This is a genomic window from Mesorhizobium sp. M5C.F.Cr.IN.023.01.1.1 (assembly GCF_003997585.1).
Classification (GTDB): domain Bacteria; phylum Pseudomonadota; class Alphaproteobacteria; order Rhizobiales; family Rhizobiaceae; genus Mesorhizobium; species Mesorhizobium wenxiniae.
This window is the reverse complement of record NZ_RZSU01000134.1, coordinates 1-15,289: the sequence shown is the minus strand read 5'-3', so window position 1 is coordinate 15,289 and position 15,289 is coordinate 1. Positions and strand designations below refer to the sequence as shown.

Genomic DNA, 15,289 nt, shown 5'->3' with positions numbered 1-15,289 from the left:
GGGGGAGGGTGGACACGAAACTGACATTGGAGTGACGACTTGAAAGCCAAACTGGGCATGTCCCCCATTGCATGGTGGAACGACGATCTTGTGGAGCTCAGCGATGACGTGTCGCTGGAGGAGTGCTTACGCCAGTCGCGCTCGGCAGGCTTCACCGGCATGGAAATGGGCCGCCGTTTTCCCAGTGACCAGAAAATCATGCTGCCCATCCTGAAAGAGGCCGACGTCACGCTCTGCGGCGGCTGGTTCTCCGGGACGCTCGTCGACGAAGACATGGCGAAGAACAAGGATCGCATCCAGCCGATGATCGATCTGTTCAAGGCGGTGAACGCGCCTTGCATCGTTTATGGCGAGGTCGGCCGCTCCATCCAGGGTGATCGCTCGAAGCCGCTCGCCACCAAGCCCAGGCTTTCGGACGACCAGATGAAAGCCTATGCGAGGCGCCTCACGCAGTTCGGCGAATGGTGCGCCGGGCAAGGCATGCCGCTCTCCTATCACCATCACATGGCGGCGGTCGTCGAGACCGAGCCCGAGCTCGACGCCTTCATGCGCTACTCGGGAGAAGGCATTCCCTTGCTGCTCGACGCCGGTCACCTGGCCTTTGCCGGCGGCGATGTGCTGCGCGCCATCGACAATCATCACCGGCGCATCAACCATGTGCATGTGAAGGACGTACGCATGGAGGTGATCGAGAAACTCGACCGCCAGAAGCAATCCTTCCTCGACGCTGTGGCGCTCGGCGCCTTCACGGTGCCGGGAGACGGCTCGCTGGATTTTGGCGCCATTGTGGAAAGGCTGGCGAACTACGGCTATGAAGGCTGGTTCGTCGTCGAGGCCGAGCAGGACCCGAAGACGAATCCGCCGCTCAAGATGGCGCAAGTCGGCTACAAGGAGTTGATGCGGGTGATGACGGCTGCCGGCTACACCGTTGAAACGCAGGGCTTCCCCAATGCTTGAATGCAGTATTCCCGGCGAAGGGCTGATCCGATGAAGGACTCCGAGCATCCGTTCTTCCGGCCCTTGTGGCGGCGCGTTGCCATCGTCGCGGTCTGCCTGGGCTGGGCCGTGGTCGAGTTTGCCACCGGCGCGCCGTTCTGGGGCATGATCGCGCTCGGCTTCGCCGGCTATGCCGTCTGGCAGTTCTTCTATCTCTATAAGCCGGCCGACGGCGGCAAGGCTTCGGCCGATACCGAACCAAAGGAATGAAGCGCGATGTCGAAACTGCTGGTTAAGACCGATAAGGGACATGGCCGCGTCGCCCATGTGACGCCGCAAAACGCCGGCTGGACCTATGTCGGTTTCGATCTGCATCGATTGCGGCCAGGCGAAACAGCCTCCGGCCAGACCGCGAACCGTGAAGTCTGCCTGGTGTTCGTCACCGGCAAGGGCAAGGCGACGGCCGGCGGCAAGGATCTCGGCCTACTCGGCGAACGCATGTCGCCCTTCGAAGGCAAGCCGTGGTCGGTCTATGTGCCGCAGGGCTCTGACTGGTCGGTGACATCAGACACCGATCTCGAACTCGCGGTCTGCTCGGCGCCGGGGCTTGGCGGCGGCCTGCCCGTCCGCGTCATTGCGCCGAAGGATCTCGGCCAGGAGGTTCGCGGCAAGGGCACCAACACGCGCTATGTCACCAACATCCTGCCGGAGGGCAAGCCGGCCGACTCATTGCTGGTGGTCGAGGTCATCACGCCGGGCGGCCACACCTCGAGCTATCCGCCGCACAAGCATGACCAGGACAATCTGCCCGCCGAGTCCTATCTCGAGGAGACCTACTACCACCGCCTTAACCCGCCGCAGGGCTTTGCCTTTCAGCGCGTCTACACCGATGCCGACCGGACAGGCGCTCGTTCGCTCGATGAGACGATGGCGATCGAGGACGGCGATGTCGTGCTGGTGCCCAAGGGCTATCATCCTTGCGCCGCCTGCCATGGCTATGACCTCTACTACCTCAACGTCATGGCGGGGCCGAAGCGGACATGGAAATTTCACAACGCGCCCGAGCACGAATGGCTGATGAAGGCCTGATCGCGCTCCCTTCCGGCCGGCAACTGGCCCAAGCCGAAAAAATTGTCGGCTAATGACCCGCCTGAACAACTTTGTTACCAGGAGCGATCATCAGCTTCGTCATTTCGTCATGCAAATCGCCTATGGCAGCGGGGAGTTGACGAGGACTTTCGATGCGGTGCGCCATCTATTTCACTCCCCGGCAGGACGAACCGCTGGCGCGGATCGCCGCCAATTGGCTCGGCCGCGACCCGTTCGGCGCCGCCACCAGGCCCGTCGAGGCGGTGGGCGAGCTGTCGGCGGCGGAAGTCGCCTTCCACACCGCTTCGGCGCGCCGCTACGGTTTTCATGCGACGCTGAAGGCGCCCTTCCGGCTGGCTTCGAACGAAACGGAAGCCGCGCTTCGCGCGGCACTCGACGATTTCGCCGAGACGACGCCGGTGGTGACGATTCCGCGGTTGGTCGTCAGCCAGATTGACGGCTTCTTCGCCCTGGTGCCGGAAGGACCGCTGCCGGCGCTCAACCGCTTCGCCGACGACGTTGTGCGCGACTTCGACCGTTTTCGCGCGCCGCTGAGCGAGGCTGAGATCGAACGGCGCAGCCCCGATTCGCTGAAGCCGGACGAATTCCGCAATCTCTGCCAGTGGGGCTACCCCTATGTCTTTGAGACCTTCCGGTTCCATATGACGCTATCCGGCCGTGCCTCGTCACAGGAAAGCCCTCGTCTTCGCGCAGCAATCGACAGCCTGTTTGCCCAGGTCCTGCAACGGCCGGTGCCGGTGGACGCACTGACCCTGTTTGTCGAAACTGAACCTGGCGCCCCGTTCATGGTGCTTTCCCATCACGCGCTCGGGCGCCGCCCGGCCAGAAGAACTGCCTGAGATGACTATTTGTTTTAACCGCCTTTTTGCGACGCCGATTGGTTCCAAAAATGCTCCAGGGATCGCCTGAAATGACCGCCGAGACCGTTCTCAACAATGCCCGCATCGTGCTTGCCGACGAGATCGTCGAAGGCTCGATCGTGCTGCGCGACGGCTTGATCGCCGGGATCGATGCCGGCGCCGGCCGGACCGGCGAAGACATGGGCGGCGATTTCATCATTCCCGGGCTGGTCGAGCTTCATACCGACCACCTCGAAGGCCACTACGCGCCGCGGCCGAAGGTGCGCTGGAACCCGATCGCCGCCGTTCTCGCCCATGACGCGCAGGTGGCGACCGCCGGCATCACCACCGTCCTCGACGCCTTGCGCGTCGGCATGGACGACGACGCCGACATGAATTCGGCCGACATGCGCAAGCTGGCCGATGCGATCGAGGACAGCGTCCAGCAGGACCGGCTGCGGGCCGACCATTTCATCCATCTGCGCTGCGAGGTTTCGGCGCCGGATTGCCTCGCCGCCTTCGCCCACTTCGATGGCGATGACCGGATCAAGTTGGCGTCGCTGATGGACCATGCGCCGGGACAGCGCCAGTTCGTCGACTTGGAAACCTATGCCTACTACTACCAGCGCAAGCTGAAGCTGGCGGATCGCGAATTCCAGCAATTTTGCGAGAAGCGGATGGCGGAGTCGGCGACGAATTCGGAGCCGAACCGCGCCTTCATCGCTGCCGCCTGCCATCAGCGCGGCATCGTGCTGGCCAGCCATGACGACGCCACGGCAGGCCATGTCGACGAGGCGATCGAACAGGGTGTCCGCGTCGCCGAGTTCCCGACCACCAAGGAGGCCGCAAAAGCTTCGAAGGAGGCAGGGCTCGGGGTGCTGATGGGCGCGCCGAACGTCATGCGCGGTGCTTCGCATTCGGGTAATGTTTCGGCCCGCACGCTCGCCGGCGAAGGCTTGCTAGACATATTGTCGTCGGACTACATTCCCTTCAGCCTGATCCAGTCGGCTTTTTTCCTCGGCGAGGTGGTCGACGGCATTTCCCTGCCGCAGGCGGTGGCCATGGTTTCGAAGAACCCGGCCGAGGCGGTCGGCCTCGCCGACCGAGGCGTCATCGAGCAGGGCCGGCGCGCCGACCTGGTTCGCGTCCGTCTCGACGATCACGTCCCGGTGGTCCGCACGGTCTGGCGGCAGGGACGGCGGGTCGCATGATGGTGTCGGCGTCGATCGAGCGTGAATTGTCCGCCGCTGCGTTTCCGATCCGCGACGGCGTCTTCGTCGCCGTCGTCGGGCCGAGCGGCGCCGGCAAAGATACGGTGATCGGCTATGCGCGGGCACTGTTTGCCGACGAGACCCGGCTGGAGTTCGTGCGCCGGGTCATCACCCGGCCGAGCGACACGACGAGCGAGGATCACGATACGCTCGCCGACGCGGCCTTTGTCGAGGCCGATGCGGACGGCGCCTTCGCCATCTCGTGGGAGGCGCATGGCCTGCGTTACGGCATCCCGGCTGAAGTCGACTGGTCGGTGGCCAATGGCCGCGTCGCCATCGCCAATGTCTCCCGCGCCATCATCCCGGCGCTGCGTGATCGCTATGCCAATCTGGCTGTAGTCGAGATCACCGCTTCGCCGGAAATTCTGGCCGAGCGACTGGCGATGCGCGGCCGCGAGTCGCGCGGCGAAGTGCTGGCGCGCCTGGCGCGCAGTGCCAATGTGGCGTTGTCCGGACCAGGCGTCACCTCGATCGACAATAGCGGCCTGCGCGAGGCGGCCGGCGAGCGCTTCGCCGATGTGCTGCGCAAGGCCATGGCATTCTCCGATATGTCGGGCCTAGTTTAAGGCTGCGTCTTCCCTTCTCCCCTTGTGGGAGAAGGTGGATTGGCGCATAGCGCCAAGACGGTTGAGGGGTGCTGGCCGGAGCTCGGTCGGCGTCAAGCTGGAACACCCCTCATCCGGCCAAGCTTGGCTCGGCCACCTTCTCCCCTTGTGGGGAGAGGGAGAGGCGGAGCCGCTATTCCGCGGCCGCACCAGCCATGCCCTTGCGGGTCGCCTCCAGCATCAGCCGCCGCTCCCGGTACACGCCCCATTGCTGATCGACCAGCACGCCGATGAGGATCACCCCGCCCATCACCGCAAAATTGAGCGAGGAGGGGATGCCGAGCAGGTTGACGAGGTTTTGGAGCTCCTGCAGCAGAACCGTGCCGAGGATGACGCCGATCAGCGAGCCCTCGCCGCCGCGCAGCGAGAAGCCGCCGAGCACTGCCGCGGCAATGGCATAGAGTTCGTAGAACTGGCCATGGCTCGCCGGTGAGATCGAGCGCGTGTACATGGCGAAGTAAATCGCCGATAGCGCCGTCAGCACACCGCAGATGACATAGGCCGCCATGACAACGCGGCCGGTGCGTATCCCGGAATATTTCGCCGCCTCCTCATTCTTGCCGATGGCGTAGAGATAGCGGCCAAACACCGAACGATGCAGCACCACCCACATCACGATGGCGATGACGATCAGCGCTATGAAGCTGTTCGGCACGCCATAGGATCGCCCCGCCGTCAGGAACTCGAGCTCCGGAAAGTTCTGTCCGAAAGCAAAACCCGCCGTGCCGTCGGCTGTGTAGAACCGCGCGACGCCGCGATAGATCAAGAGGCCGCACAGCGTCACCACGAAAGGCTGCAATTTGAGCCGCGTGATCAGCCAGCCATGTGCCAGCCCGATCAAGCCGCCGAGCACGAGGATCAGCGGCAGCGCGACCGGCCATGCCATGCCGCGCGTGGCGATGAAATCGATGAACAGGACGCCGAGCAGCGCAACCACCGAGCCGACCGACAATTCGATACCGCCGGTGATGATGACAAAGGCCTGGCCAATAGCCAGGATGCCGAACAGCCCGATCAGGTTCGACGTGTTGGCGAGGTTGATCGGCAGCAGAAAGCGCGGATTGATGATCGCCACCACCGCTCCCACCACAAGGATCAGGATCAGCAGGCCGAGATCTTTCTTGCTCATCGTCTTCTCCCCAATGCCTGCCAAGGCAGGCTCCGCAAAAGTCTTCTACGGTTTTGCGACCAGAACCTGCACCAAAACAAAAACTATCTCGGCTGCTTGCCCACGGCCAGCAGCAGCACGTTTTCCTGGCTGAACTGTTCCTTGTCGAGAATGCCTGAGATCTGGCCCTCATGCATGACAGCGATGCGGTCGGAGACGCCAATCACCTCCTCCATGTCGCTGGAGATCATCAGCACGGCGACACCGGCATCGGCCAGTGCGCGCATCAGCCCGTAGATCTCGGCCTTGGCGCCGATGTCGATGCCGCGCGTCGGCTCGTCGAGGATCATCACCTTGGGGTTCATGGCAAGCCACTTGGCCAGCACGACCTTTTGCTGGTTGCCGCCTGACAGCGTGCCGGTGCGCGTCGCCACCGACGGTGCCTTGATGCCGAGATTGCGTTTCTGCTTCTCGGCGGTGACGGCTTCGGCGCCGGCAGAAACCAGGAACCGCCGGGCATGCGCCGGCAGATTGGGAAGCGAAATATTCTGGGCAATCGACAGATCGAGCAGGATGCCGGTCATCTTGCGGTCTTCCGGGACGAGGAAGATCCCGTTGGCCACAGCGTCGGCGGCCGAACCGAGAACCAGGTCTTTTCCATCAAGCTGGAGCGCGCCGCCAAGGCTCGTCTCAATGCCGAAAAGCACGCGCGCCAGCTCGGTGCGGCCGGAGCCGACTAAGCCCGCCAGCCCTAGGATTTCGCCTTGCCTGACGCCGAGATCGACCGGCCGGTCTGGATAGGCGCTGGTGCGAATGGCCTTGGCCGACAGGGCGACGGTGCCGGGCGGGCGCGCCGATTCTGCGGCCTTCTCCCGCTCCTTCAGCATGCGGCCGATCATCAGCTTGACCATCTGGTCGTGGTTGACGGCGCTCTTCGGCAGCGTGCCGGCAAGCTTGCCGTCCCTCAGCACGACGACGCGATCGGCGACCCGCTCGACTTCGTGAAGACGGTGCGAGATGAAGATGACGCTGATCCCCTCAGCCTTCAGCGCCCTGATGACGTCGAGCAGTTTGTCGGTTTCGGCAAGGGGCAGGCTCGATGTCGGTTCGTCGAGGATCACCAGCCTTGCCTCGATCGACAGCGCCTTGGCGATTTCGACCATCTGCTGCTGGGCAAGCGACAGCGTCGATACCGGCGTATCGGCCGAGAAATTGGCGCCCACGCGTTTGAGCAGCGGCGCCGCCAGCGTGCGCAGCCTGGCGCGGTCGACCAGCCTGAGCGGACCGGCGCGCAACGGCTCGCGGCCGAAAAAGATGTTGGCGGCAACGTCGAGGTTTTCGAACAGGTTGAGTTCCTGATGAACGAAGGCGATGCCGGAACCGATGCTGGCTTCGACCGTCAGCCCGTCATGGGCGACGCCGTCGACGGTGATCGTGCCGGTGTCGGGGGTGGTCACGCCGCCGAGGATCTTCATCAGCGTCGACTTGCCGGCGCCGTTTTCGCCGACGAGGCCGATGACCTCGCCAGGCCCGACCTCCATCGAGAATCCATCCAGCGCGACCACGCCGGGATAGGTCTTGCGCACGCCCTCGAGACTGAGGAACGGGGCAGTCGTGGATACGCCGATGGATGCGTCGGAATAATTCATCACGCCTGACAGCAGCTGGTGGGCCGTTCTAGCCACATCTGCAGACTGACGACCCTCGCAGGGTTCGTCAATGCGAGCCGCCGACCCGAAGCGAACCTCGAGCCGGCGCAACTGCTTTCGTCCTAATTGCCGGACATCGCCTTCAGATTGGCGGCATAGGCGTCGACGTCGTCCTTGCCGATGATCTTGGTCGGGATGATGATCAGGCCGTTCTCCGGAATGCCCGATTTGTCGCCCTCGAGATAGGCGGCCATCAGCTTCATGCCCTGGTAGGCCCATTCGAAGGGCTGCTGCACCACGGTGGCGGCAACCGTGCCTTCCTTGACGCCGCCCAGCGTGATCGGATCGTCGTCGAAGCCGACGACCGTGATCTGGCCGAGCTTGCCGGCGTCGCGCAGCGCTTCATAGATGCGCGGCGTGTTGTAGGAATAGAAGCCAACCATGCAGGTGACGTCGGGGCTGGCGACCAGCGCGTCCTCGACGTTCTTCTTGGCGCGGGCCTGGTCGATGTCGTCGCCACGCACGTCGATCAGCTCGATCTTGGTGCCGGCGAGCCCTTCCTTCATGCCCTCGATGCGCTCCTTGGCATTATCGGCGCCGAGCAAGCCGACGAAGCCGAGGCATTTACCGCCGTCGGGCATCGCCTTCTTGGCGATCTCGGCGGCCTGTTTGCCGGCATCGATGTTGGATGAGCCGATATAGGCGATACGTTTGGTCTGCGGCGCGTCGCTGTCGGTGGTGAACAGCGCCGTCTCCGAGGCGATCTTGTTGAGCCCCTCGGTCGAGGTCTTGGGATCGACGGCCGATACCATGATGGCCTTGACGCCGGCCGTCACCAGATCGTCCATCAGCCGCTGCTGGATGGCAACCGACGACTGCTCCGGATATTTGAGCTCCAGATTGTAGCCGGGCAGTTCGGCCTGCGCCTTCTTGACACCGGCTTCGGCCGCCTTCCAGAAATCGGAGGCGCCGTTGACGACGAAGGCCAGCGTCGGTTTATCCTGGGCACGAGCAATTGCAGTGATGGACAGACCGAGGGCCAAGGCCGCGGCGGCGATGGACGCATTTCGTATCGCAGATTTCATGTTCAACCTCCCATTTGATTCAGTCATTTTTGCTGATCTGAACTTGTCGAATGCGGCTTGGACGCCTCCTCCTCAAGGGGTGCTGGCAGCGAAAGAACGGCGCCATTCCAGCCGCGATTTGAACTCTAGAGACTCATTGGCAGTTCGTAAATAGTCGGATTTGTCTGACATTTAAGTATTTGCGCGGCGTTGCTCTGCGGCCCGAGTGCTACCGATCCCGCGCAGCACGCTTGCGTGCCGCCATGGCCCGTTCGGTCCCGAGCCGGGCATGACAAATTGACATTAGAACGCTTACGCCTATTAGTAAATAGTATTAGTTCCTGGTTGGAAACCTGGTGCTGGCGGCAGCCTGCCGTGTGGTGAGAAAGGGAGGCTTCCGTCTAAGGGCTTGAAATTGGTGCCCGATTCCGAGAAACCGATCTTCAGGACCGCATATCGCTCTCTTCGCGCTGCTAGCCATTCGGCAACCAGAATGATAATAATGATTAATCGAGTGCTTGTTTTATAAACGAAGCCTCGCTGGACGTCCTGCCGTCTTTTATGACGTCCAGGACGACCTCTGGTTAGACAAGCCGGGAATTTGGAACACAATGCCATGAGCGAACCGACGGATCTGCGCGATCCTCCCCTTGAAGCCTCCCGGCGCCGAAAGCCATCGGCCAAGAATCCCAAGGGTCGCGTTACCATGACCGATATCGCCAGGGCCGCCGGCTGCTCGCAGGCAACGGTTTCGTTCGTCCTCAACAACACGCCGGGCATAAGGCTCTCGCAGCAGACCCGCGAACGGGTGATCGAGGCCGCGCGGGGCCTCGGCTATGCGCCACCAGCCTTCTCTGCTCTTCGTAGCCCTGTCGCCTCGTTCGAGGGGCTGGACGGGGTGATCGGCTTCGCGGTCGATCAACTGGCGACCAGTCCCGAAGCGGTCGTCGCCATCGAAGGAGCACGCCAGGCCTCGTGGAATGCCGGCAATGTCGTGCTGGTCGCGCAGACTTTGGGTGATACCGTCATGGAGCCGCGCGCGATTGCGGCACTGACCAAGCGGGGTATTTCGGCGCTGATCTACATGACCATCTTCACGCGCGAGATCACCGCGCCCGACTATCTCTACGGCCTCGATATCCCGGTCATCCTGCTCAATTGCTATACCGCCGACTACACCTTCCCCGCCGTGGTGCCGAGCGAAATCGCCGGCGGGCAGAGTTCCACCCGCCACTTGATCAGCTATGGCCACCGCCGCATCGCAACCATCACCGGCGAACCATGGATGCAGGCGGCGCAGGATCGGCTGAAGGGCTACCGCCGGGCACTGGCGACGGCCGACATCCCGTTCGATGTGGAACTGGTGGTCGAGGGCGACTGGTCGGCGAGCGCCGGCTACGCCGCGAAAGTCAAGCTTCTGGCACTCAAGGATCGGCCGACCGCAATCTTCTGCCAGAACGACCGCACCGCGATCGGCTGCTACGAAGCGTTGAAGGAAGCCGGCCTGCACATCCCCGGGGATATTTCGGTGATCGGCTATGACGACGAAGAAATCGCCCGGCATCTGTTCCCGCCTTTGACGACGTCGATCCTGCCGCATATGGCGATGGGGCAATGGGCGATCGAGCAATTGGAAGTTCCTGCACCGCCCGGCCGCGGCCGCTATCCCATCACCAAGCTTGAATGCCCGCTGGTCGAGCGGGCATCGGTCAGTGCTGTGGCGCCTGGGCGCACACACGGACTGACAGCCGGCTGAGGATCGCCAAACGTCCGTCAATGCAAACGCCGTACTGATGCCGCTCCAGGCCAGACAAGCGCCCCGCAAAGGCATCAGTGGCTGGCCAGAAATTGTCGCCTGGCATGGGGGATCGGGATTCTTGTATCCAGATTTCTGCGGACTGACGTGCGGTTTGCTGCAGTCTGGTTGTGGCGAAATCCTGGATCCAAGGGTAAATCTGATCGGGCTCGCCGTTCCGCGCCAGCCTTCGAGCCCGATCTCCTCGCCGACCCGTACATGCGGATCGGCAACCCGCCAGGAATTGTACTGTCATGAAGCTTCAGAATCGCCATGGCCCGCCGCGCGATTTCGTCGGTTACGGCCGGCGGCCGCCGCAGATCATCTGGCCGGACGGACGTCTGGTCGCAGTCAATCTCGTGGTCTGCTACGAGGAAGGGGCGGAATACTCGCTGTTCGAGGGCGACAGCCATAGCGATGGCTGGGGCGAATATCCGTTGTCGGCGCCGGACGGCATCCGCGACCTCGGCACCGAAACACATTTCGAGTATGGCAGCCGCGTCGGTATCTGGCGCATCGCCAGACTGCTCGAGCGACACGGCGTCCACGCCACGATATCGAGCTGTGCCGAGGCGCTGCGGCGCAACCCGGAGGCGACGGCATGGCTGCGCCAATCGGGTCACGATCTGCTCGGCCATGGCCTGCGCTGGACCGAACAATGGACCCTGAGCCGTGACGAGGAGCGTGCCGGCACAGAACAGGCGCCTTCTGATCGTCCCCTATTCCAAGACCCTGAACGACAGCCGCTATCTGGTCAGCCCCGGCTATGTGACGCCCAAGGACTTCGTCGACAACGTTGAAGCCTATCTGGACTTCCTGATCAGGGAAGCCAGGGAAGAAGGCGGGCGCATGATGACGATAGCCGTCCATGCGCGATGGACCGGCCAGCCCAACCGGGCCGCGGCATTGGAAGGCATAATCGAGATGGTTCTGTCCAGGCCGGAGGCCGCCTTCATGCGCCGCAACGACATCGCCCGGTATTGGCTGTCGTTGTTTCCGGCCGAGGGCGAAGCGCCATGAAGCCGACGTCCAACTCGCGTGCGAACAGCATCCTTAAGCATCGGAGCGGGAAGGGAATTGCTCACCCCAACGGCATAACGCCTCTGCTCCAGCATTGAGCGCCGCTCCGCTTTCTGTCAACGAATAGACGACCTTAGTCGGCGATCCCGGATAGACTTCTCGGTTCACAAGCCCGTCAGCCTCCAGTTCGCGTAATTGCTGCGTCAGCATCTTTTCACTGATCGCCGGAATCGACTGCCTCAACCGGCCGAACCTGCGAGATGCCGTTCCAAGCTCGCAAAGAATATCCACTTTCCACTTCCCTTCGATCGCCTTGATCGCGGTTGCGAAGCCGCAATTGCCCGTCGGCTCATTCATGATGCTCTCCTTACCGTTGGGTAACCACTTACCTCCAGGTGCGTATTGTGCGCGCCACTCACTCCAACATACCTCTGCCCGTGACGAAAATTGGCACCTATTGGTATGGAGTGTTGTAATGAAGCTTTCAATCAGCGTTGTGGGGACGGGTCGTATGGGATCGGCGCTCGCCCGCGCCCTGCTCCGGTCGGGATATCGGACGACGGTCTGGAACAGGACGAAACAAAAGGCCGAACCGCTGGCCGCGCTCGGCGCCACTGTCGCGGGATCCGTCCTGGAAGCCGTCAATGCGGCTGAGATTATCATCGTGAACGTAAGCGACTACCAGGCAACCGCTGCACTTCTGCACGACGATGCTGTTGCTTCAGCCCTTCGCGGCAAGCTGGTCGTGGAACTCACTTCGGGAACGCCGCATGGCGCACGCGAAGCCGCTGAATGGTTTGCCGAGCACGGAGCCAGCTATCTCGATGGCGCGATCATGGCCACGCCGGATTTCATCGGGACAGATGCCGGGACGATATTGATCTCGGGGCCAAGGCAGGCTTTCGACGCGAACGAGGAGATGTTTCGTGCCTTGGGCGGCAATGTCCAGCATATCGGGGAAGAGCCGGGACGTTCGAACGCACTTGATAGCGCGCTGCTTGCTGTCATGTGGGGCGCGCTGTTCGGCACGCTCCATGCGATCGCCGTGAGTCAGGCCGAAGAGATCGACCTCGGCGAGTTGGCTCGGCAGTGGACCGCATTAGCGCCTGTCGTTGACGGGCTTGTCGCCGACCTCATCAACCGGACGAATGCTGGCCGTTTTGCCAGCGACGACGAGACGCTCTCGTCGATCTCCCCGCACTACGGCGCATTCCAGCATCTCCTGGAGCTGATGGAGGCGCGCAAGATCGACCGCTCTGTGGTGGACGGTTACGACGCGATCTTCCAACGGGCGATTGCAGCTGGCCACCTACATGATGATTTCGCGGCGTTATCGCAATTTCTGGAAAATCCGGATAAGAGATCTCTCCGATCCGGACCGCGCGAAGGATCCCTTCTGGCTGGCTGAGCGGATTTGGTCTCCGGCCTTATTGAGGCGGACCACGCTTTGCCGTCGGCCGGCGGATTCGGGCTTTGTTGTCCGAGCGTCGGCCGAGTCAGACCAGTGATCTACATTAGGGGAATAGAATGCCTTTGACGCTTCTCATCGATTCGTATTGTGCTGCTTGGTCCGATGAGAACGCCGAGCAGCGGCGGGCGTTGCTGTTACCGATCTGGAGCGATGGCGCGACATACACGGATCCCACAGTCCATGCGACTGGCGCGGAAGAACTGCTCGCGCACATCGCAAGAGTTCTGGCCAAGCATCCCGGTGCCCGCATCCTACGGACAAGTGACGTGGATGTTCATCATGGGATCGCACGCTTTGCGTGGAAGTTTGCGATGCCTGATGGATCGTCCTTCCCTGAGGGTTTGGACATAGCCATCCTCGGCCCTGGCCAGAAGCGAATAACACGTATCATCGGCTTTTTTGGGCCGTTGGTAAGATCCTCGGTGTCATAAGCCTTCGCCGTCAAGCCGATCCCGTGCCAGCCCGTGCGCCACCAGGTGTCGGCCATGAGCGTCTCCAAAATGGTCTGGCAGGAATACTGGCGGTGGCACGTTGGGCCGCGTCCCGGCGCGCAGCCTGAACGTTCCCCCGAGAAAAGCCAGGAAAGCTGGCAGATGAGCCCTGTTCGAGGCATTCGTCTCGTTGGTTATTCGTATACGAGTATACACGTATGCGCTCAAGTTACATCGAGAAGGGTGGTGCGCTCTGGAGCGGCCGCCTCCTTTGTGCTCCTCGTCGAAGCGCATCGGCCAACACTTGACCTTTGAGTCGGTGAAAGGTGCGCTTCGATTCGCAATGCAAGTGCTGTAGTTAGACAAAGAGTGCGGCCTGCCGCTTACTGAGGCAACGAAGGCGAAAGCGTATCAAACGCAGTGTATGAGAGCCATACCGATGAGATGAGACGAAGCGGCCGAAGACGGGCCAGGCCCGGCGTTCTGCTCAGTGTGAGCGCTGGTCTGCGGCTGCTCGCGTCGTTGCTCTTTTTGGTCTGGACCATTCCTGCGGCAACAGCCGACCAGGTCGGACAGGATGTAGCTAAAGAGCAAATGAGGCTCGCTGCGTCCAAACCGGTGGCGACCATCCTTGTCCGCGACGTTGCGCGCCGTGTTGCAGCTGAGACGTCCCGTTTCAAGACGGGAACGCCTGCCATTGCGGGAAACGGCAAGCCCTTTTGCATTATCCCGGATTTGCGCCTGCCGCTCGAAACCGCGTCAGCCGCACCGATTGGTATCGGGTCTGAGGACCGGGCGAAACTGTCGCCGATCCGCGCCTTTGATGCGCGCGCGCCCCCGTTTCTCCCGGCATGATCCTGGCCGCGCGACCGCGGCCCCCGACTCCCAAAACTTTCACATCGCGTTCCCGGGATCTCGTCGAGTTGCTCGCCGATCGGAACGCCAAAGCTCTTGTCGGAGGTGGTTTCCGCCCGATATGGGCTGAACGGACAAGAACATGCTGCATTTTTCGCGCTGGAAGACCATTCTCATCTGGCTGACGGTCCTGGCCGGTATCCTGTACGCAGCTCCAAACCTGGTTCCCGCCTCCACCCTGGCATCGCTGCCGAATTGGCTGCCAAAGCGGCAGCTGACGCTGGGCCTCGACCTGCAGGGCGGCTCGCACATCCTGCTCCAGATCGATCGGCAGGACCTCGCCAACGAACGCCTCGAATCGGCCCGCGACGAGGTCCGCACATCGCTACGCGATGCCCAGATCGGCTATACCGGGCTTACCGGCACCGCCAATTCCATCCAGGTCCGCATTCGCGACCAAGGCCAGATCGAAGCTGCGAAGACCGCGCTCGAAAGATTGACGCAGCCGATCTCGACCGGCCTTTTCATGAGCGGCTCGGTGACGGAGATGGAGATGGCCGAGCCGGAACCGGGCCTGCTGCGCTTTACGCTGACCGAAGCCGGGATCGACTACCGGATCGCCGCGGCGCTCACTCAATCGATCGAGGTAGTGGGCCGGCGCGTCAATGAGCTCGGCACGACCGAGCCGATCATCCAGCGCCAGGGATCGGACCGCATCATGGTCCAGGTGCCGGGCCTGCAGGATCCACAGCGGCTGAAGGATATTCTCGGACAGACCGCCAAGCTGACCTTCCAGATGGTCGACCAGTCGATTCCGGTCGAAGAGGCGATCTCCGGCCGCCCGCCGGCGGGATCGACGGTGTTGTATTCGACGGACGAGCCGCGGGTTCCGCATTTGATCGAGAACCGGATCATCGTCTCCGGCGAAAACCTCGTCGACGCGCAGGCAACCTTCGACCAGCGCACCAACGAACCGGTGGTCTCGTTTCGCTTCGATAGCCGCGGCGCCACCCGCTTCGGTCAGGCTACTCAGGCCAATGTCGGGCGCCTGTTCGCGATCATCCTCGACGACGAGGTGATCTCCGCGCCTCAGATCCGCGAACCAATCCTGGGCGGCACCGGGCAGATATCCGGC

General features: G+C 62.5%; 16 protein-coding genes and 1 pseudogene. 12 read left to right on the top strand and 5 right to left on the bottom strand.

The window, feature by feature from the left end:
- Positions 1–39: 39 nt before the first annotated feature.
- The 6 genes from iolE to phnN all read left to right on the top strand — a co-directional run bounded on the left by iolE (position 40) and on the right by phnN (position 4,722).
- The gene (gene iolE / locus EOA78_RS31400) at positions 40–957 is read left to right on the top strand and encodes a myo-inosose-2 dehydratase (RefSeq protein ID WP_127319155.1); all 918 of its coding nucleotides are present in this window, start codon (positions 40–42) and stop codon (positions 955–957) included.
- Positions 958–987: 30 nt separating this feature from the next.
- Positions 988–1,206 carry a DUF3329 domain-containing protein gene (locus EOA78_RS31395; protein WP_029347375.1) on the top strand — a complete coding sequence of 73 codons (219 nt, stop codon included), beginning with the start codon at positions 988–990 and terminating at the stop codon, positions 1,204–1,206.
- A gap of 6 nt (positions 1,207–1,212) precedes the next feature.
- Positions 1,213–2,025 carry a 5-deoxy-glucuronate isomerase gene (iolB, locus tag EOA78_RS31390; protein WP_127319153.1) on the top strand — a complete coding sequence of 271 codons (813 nt, stop codon included), beginning with the start codon at positions 1,213–1,215 and terminating at the stop codon, positions 2,023–2,025.
- Between the two features lie 152 nt (positions 2,026–2,177).
- A complete protein-coding gene (locus EOA78_RS31385; RefSeq protein ID WP_127319151.1) occupies positions 2,178–2,885 on the top strand; it encodes a DUF1045 domain-containing protein in 708 nt (235 codons plus the stop codon).
- Between the two features lie 71 nt (positions 2,886–2,956).
- On the top strand, positions 2,957–4,096 hold the full coding sequence (locus tag EOA78_RS31380) for an alpha-D-ribose 1-methylphosphonate 5-triphosphate diphosphatase (protein ID WP_127319149.1): 1,140 nt from the start codon (positions 2,957–2,959) through the stop codon (positions 4,094–4,096).
- Positions 4,093–4,722 carry a phosphonate metabolism protein/1,5-bisphosphokinase (PRPP-forming) PhnN gene (phnN, locus tag EOA78_RS31375; RefSeq protein ID WP_164784014.1) on the top strand — a complete coding sequence of 210 codons (630 nt, stop codon included), beginning with the start codon at positions 4,093–4,095 and terminating at the stop codon, positions 4,720–4,722. Before EOA78_RS31380 ends, phnN begins: the two co-directional genes overlap by 4 nt.
- A gap of 172 nt (positions 4,723–4,894) precedes the next feature.
- Here phnN and EOA78_RS31370 read toward each other — a convergent pair whose 3' ends face one another.
- The 3 genes from EOA78_RS31370 to EOA78_RS31360 form a co-directional block, all read right to left on the bottom strand.
- Positions 4,895–5,890 (bottom strand): ABC transporter permease, encoded by a 996-nt coding sequence (locus EOA78_RS31370; protein ID WP_127319147.1) that lies wholly within the window; start codon positions 5,888–5,890, stop codon positions 4,895–4,897.
- A gap of 83 nt (positions 5,891–5,973) precedes the next feature.
- Entirely contained in the window at positions 5,974–7,518 is a 1,545-nt protein-coding gene (locus EOA78_RS31365; RefSeq protein ID WP_127319145.1) for a sugar ABC transporter ATP-binding protein, read from the bottom strand.
- A gap of 122 nt (positions 7,519–7,640) precedes the next feature.
- Complete coding sequence (locus tag EOA78_RS31360) at positions 7,641–8,603, bottom strand: sugar-binding protein (RefSeq protein ID WP_127319143.1); 963 nt, start codon at positions 8,601–8,603, stop codon at positions 7,641–7,643.
- A 595-nt stretch (positions 8,604–9,198) separates the two neighbouring features.
- Between EOA78_RS31360 and EOA78_RS31355 the strand changes: the two genes are divergently transcribed.
- The 3 genes from EOA78_RS31355 to EOA78_RS37500 all read left to right on the top strand — a co-directional run bounded on the left by EOA78_RS31355 (position 9,199) and on the right by EOA78_RS37500 (position 11,397).
- Positions 9,199–10,338, top strand: coding sequence for a LacI family DNA-binding transcriptional regulator (locus tag EOA78_RS31355; protein WP_164784013.1), 1,140 nt, complete (start codon positions 9,199–9,201; stop codon positions 10,336–10,338).
- Between the two features lie 293 nt (positions 10,339–10,631).
- The gene (locus EOA78_RS31350) at positions 10,632–11,177 is read left to right on the top strand and encodes a polysaccharide deacetylase family protein (protein WP_245477886.1); all 546 of its coding nucleotides are present in this window, start codon (positions 10,632–10,634) and stop codon (positions 11,175–11,177) included.
- The gene (locus EOA78_RS37500) at positions 11,146–11,397 is read left to right on the top strand and encodes a hypothetical protein (RefSeq protein ID WP_245477884.1); all 252 of its coding nucleotides are present in this window, start codon (positions 11,146–11,148) and stop codon (positions 11,395–11,397) included. Before EOA78_RS31350 ends, EOA78_RS37500 begins: the two co-directional genes overlap by 32 nt.
- A 33-nt stretch (positions 11,398–11,430) precedes the next feature.
- Here the strand turns inward: EOA78_RS37500 and EOA78_RS31345 are convergent, their stop codons facing one another.
- The gene (locus EOA78_RS31345) at positions 11,431–11,754 is read right to left on the bottom strand and encodes a helix-turn-helix domain-containing protein (RefSeq protein ID WP_127319141.1); all 324 of its coding nucleotides are present in this window, start codon (positions 11,752–11,754) and stop codon (positions 11,431–11,433) included.
- Between EOA78_RS31345 and EOA78_RS31340 the strand changes: the two genes are divergently transcribed.
- Entirely contained in the window at positions 11,753–12,805 is a 1,053-nt protein-coding gene (locus tag EOA78_RS31340; protein WP_245477882.1) for an NAD(P)-binding domain-containing protein, read from the top strand. The two genes, EOA78_RS31345 and EOA78_RS31340, sit on opposite strands and share 2 nt — an antisense overlap.
- Before the next feature lie 340 nt (positions 12,806–13,145).
- Here the strand turns inward: EOA78_RS31340 and EOA78_RS31335 are convergent, their stop codons facing one another.
- Positions 13,146–13,355 (bottom strand): hypothetical protein, encoded by a 210-nt coding sequence (locus EOA78_RS31335; protein ID WP_127319139.1) that lies wholly within the window; start codon positions 13,353–13,355, stop codon positions 13,146–13,148.
- 436 nt (positions 13,356–13,791) lie between these two features.
- Between EOA78_RS31335 and EOA78_RS31330 the strand changes: the two genes are divergently transcribed.
- Positions 13,792–14,154, top strand: a complete 363-nt coding sequence (locus EOA78_RS31330; protein ID WP_127319137.1) for a hypothetical protein — start codon at positions 13,792–13,794, stop codon at positions 14,152–14,154.
- A 142-nt stretch (positions 14,155–14,296) separates the two neighbouring features.
- Positions 14,297–15,289, top strand: a pseudogene (locus EOA78_RS31325) (protein translocase subunit SecDF); the annotation flags it as partial.

Excerpts from the sequence above, each read along its gene's own strand:
- EOA78_RS31395 (WP_029347375.1), top strand. The coding sequence starts at position 988 with ATGAAGGACTCCGAGCATCCGTTCTTCCGGCCCTTGTGGCGGCGCGTT.
- iolB (WP_127319153.1), top strand. The coding sequence starts at position 1,213 with ATGTCGAAACTGCTGGTTAAGACCGATAAGGGACATGGCCGCGTCGCC.
- EOA78_RS31385 (WP_127319151.1), top strand. The coding sequence starts at position 2,178 with ATGCGGTGCGCCATCTATTTCACTCCCCGGCAGGACGAACCGCTGGCG.
- EOA78_RS31380 (WP_127319149.1), top strand. The coding sequence starts at position 2,957 with ATGACCGCCGAGACCGTTCTCAACAATGCCCGCATCGTGCTTGCCGAC.
- phnN (WP_164784014.1), top strand. The coding sequence starts at position 4,093 with ATGATGGTGTCGGCGTCGATCGAGCGTGAATTGTCCGCCGCTGCGTTT.
- EOA78_RS31370 (WP_127319147.1), bottom strand. The coding sequence starts at position 5,890 with ATGAGCAAGAAAGATCTCGGCCTGCTGATCCTGATCCTTGTGGTGGGA.
- EOA78_RS31365 (WP_127319145.1), bottom strand. The coding sequence starts at position 7,518 with ATGAATTATTCCGACGCATCCATCGGCGTATCCACGACTGCCCCGTTC.
- EOA78_RS31360 (WP_127319143.1), bottom strand. The coding sequence starts at position 8,603 with ATGAAATCTGCGATACGAAATGCGTCCATCGCCGCCGCGGCCTTGGCC.
- EOA78_RS31355 (WP_164784013.1), top strand. The coding sequence starts at position 9,199 with ATGAGCGAACCGACGGATCTGCGCGATCCTCCCCTTGAAGCCTCCCGG.
- EOA78_RS31350 (WP_245477886.1), top strand. The coding sequence starts at position 10,632 with ATGAAGCTTCAGAATCGCCATGGCCCGCCGCGCGATTTCGTCGGTTAC.
- EOA78_RS31340 (WP_245477882.1), top strand. The coding sequence starts at position 11,753 with ATGATGCTCTCCTTACCGTTGGGTAACCACTTACCTCCAGGTGCGTAT.
- EOA78_RS31345 (WP_127319141.1), bottom strand. The coding sequence starts at position 11,754 with ATGAATGAGCCGACGGGCAATTGCGGCTTCGCAACCGCGATCAAGGCG.
- EOA78_RS31335 (WP_127319139.1), bottom strand. The coding sequence starts at position 13,355 with ATGGCCGACACCTGGTGGCGCACGGGCTGGCACGGGATCGGCTTGACG.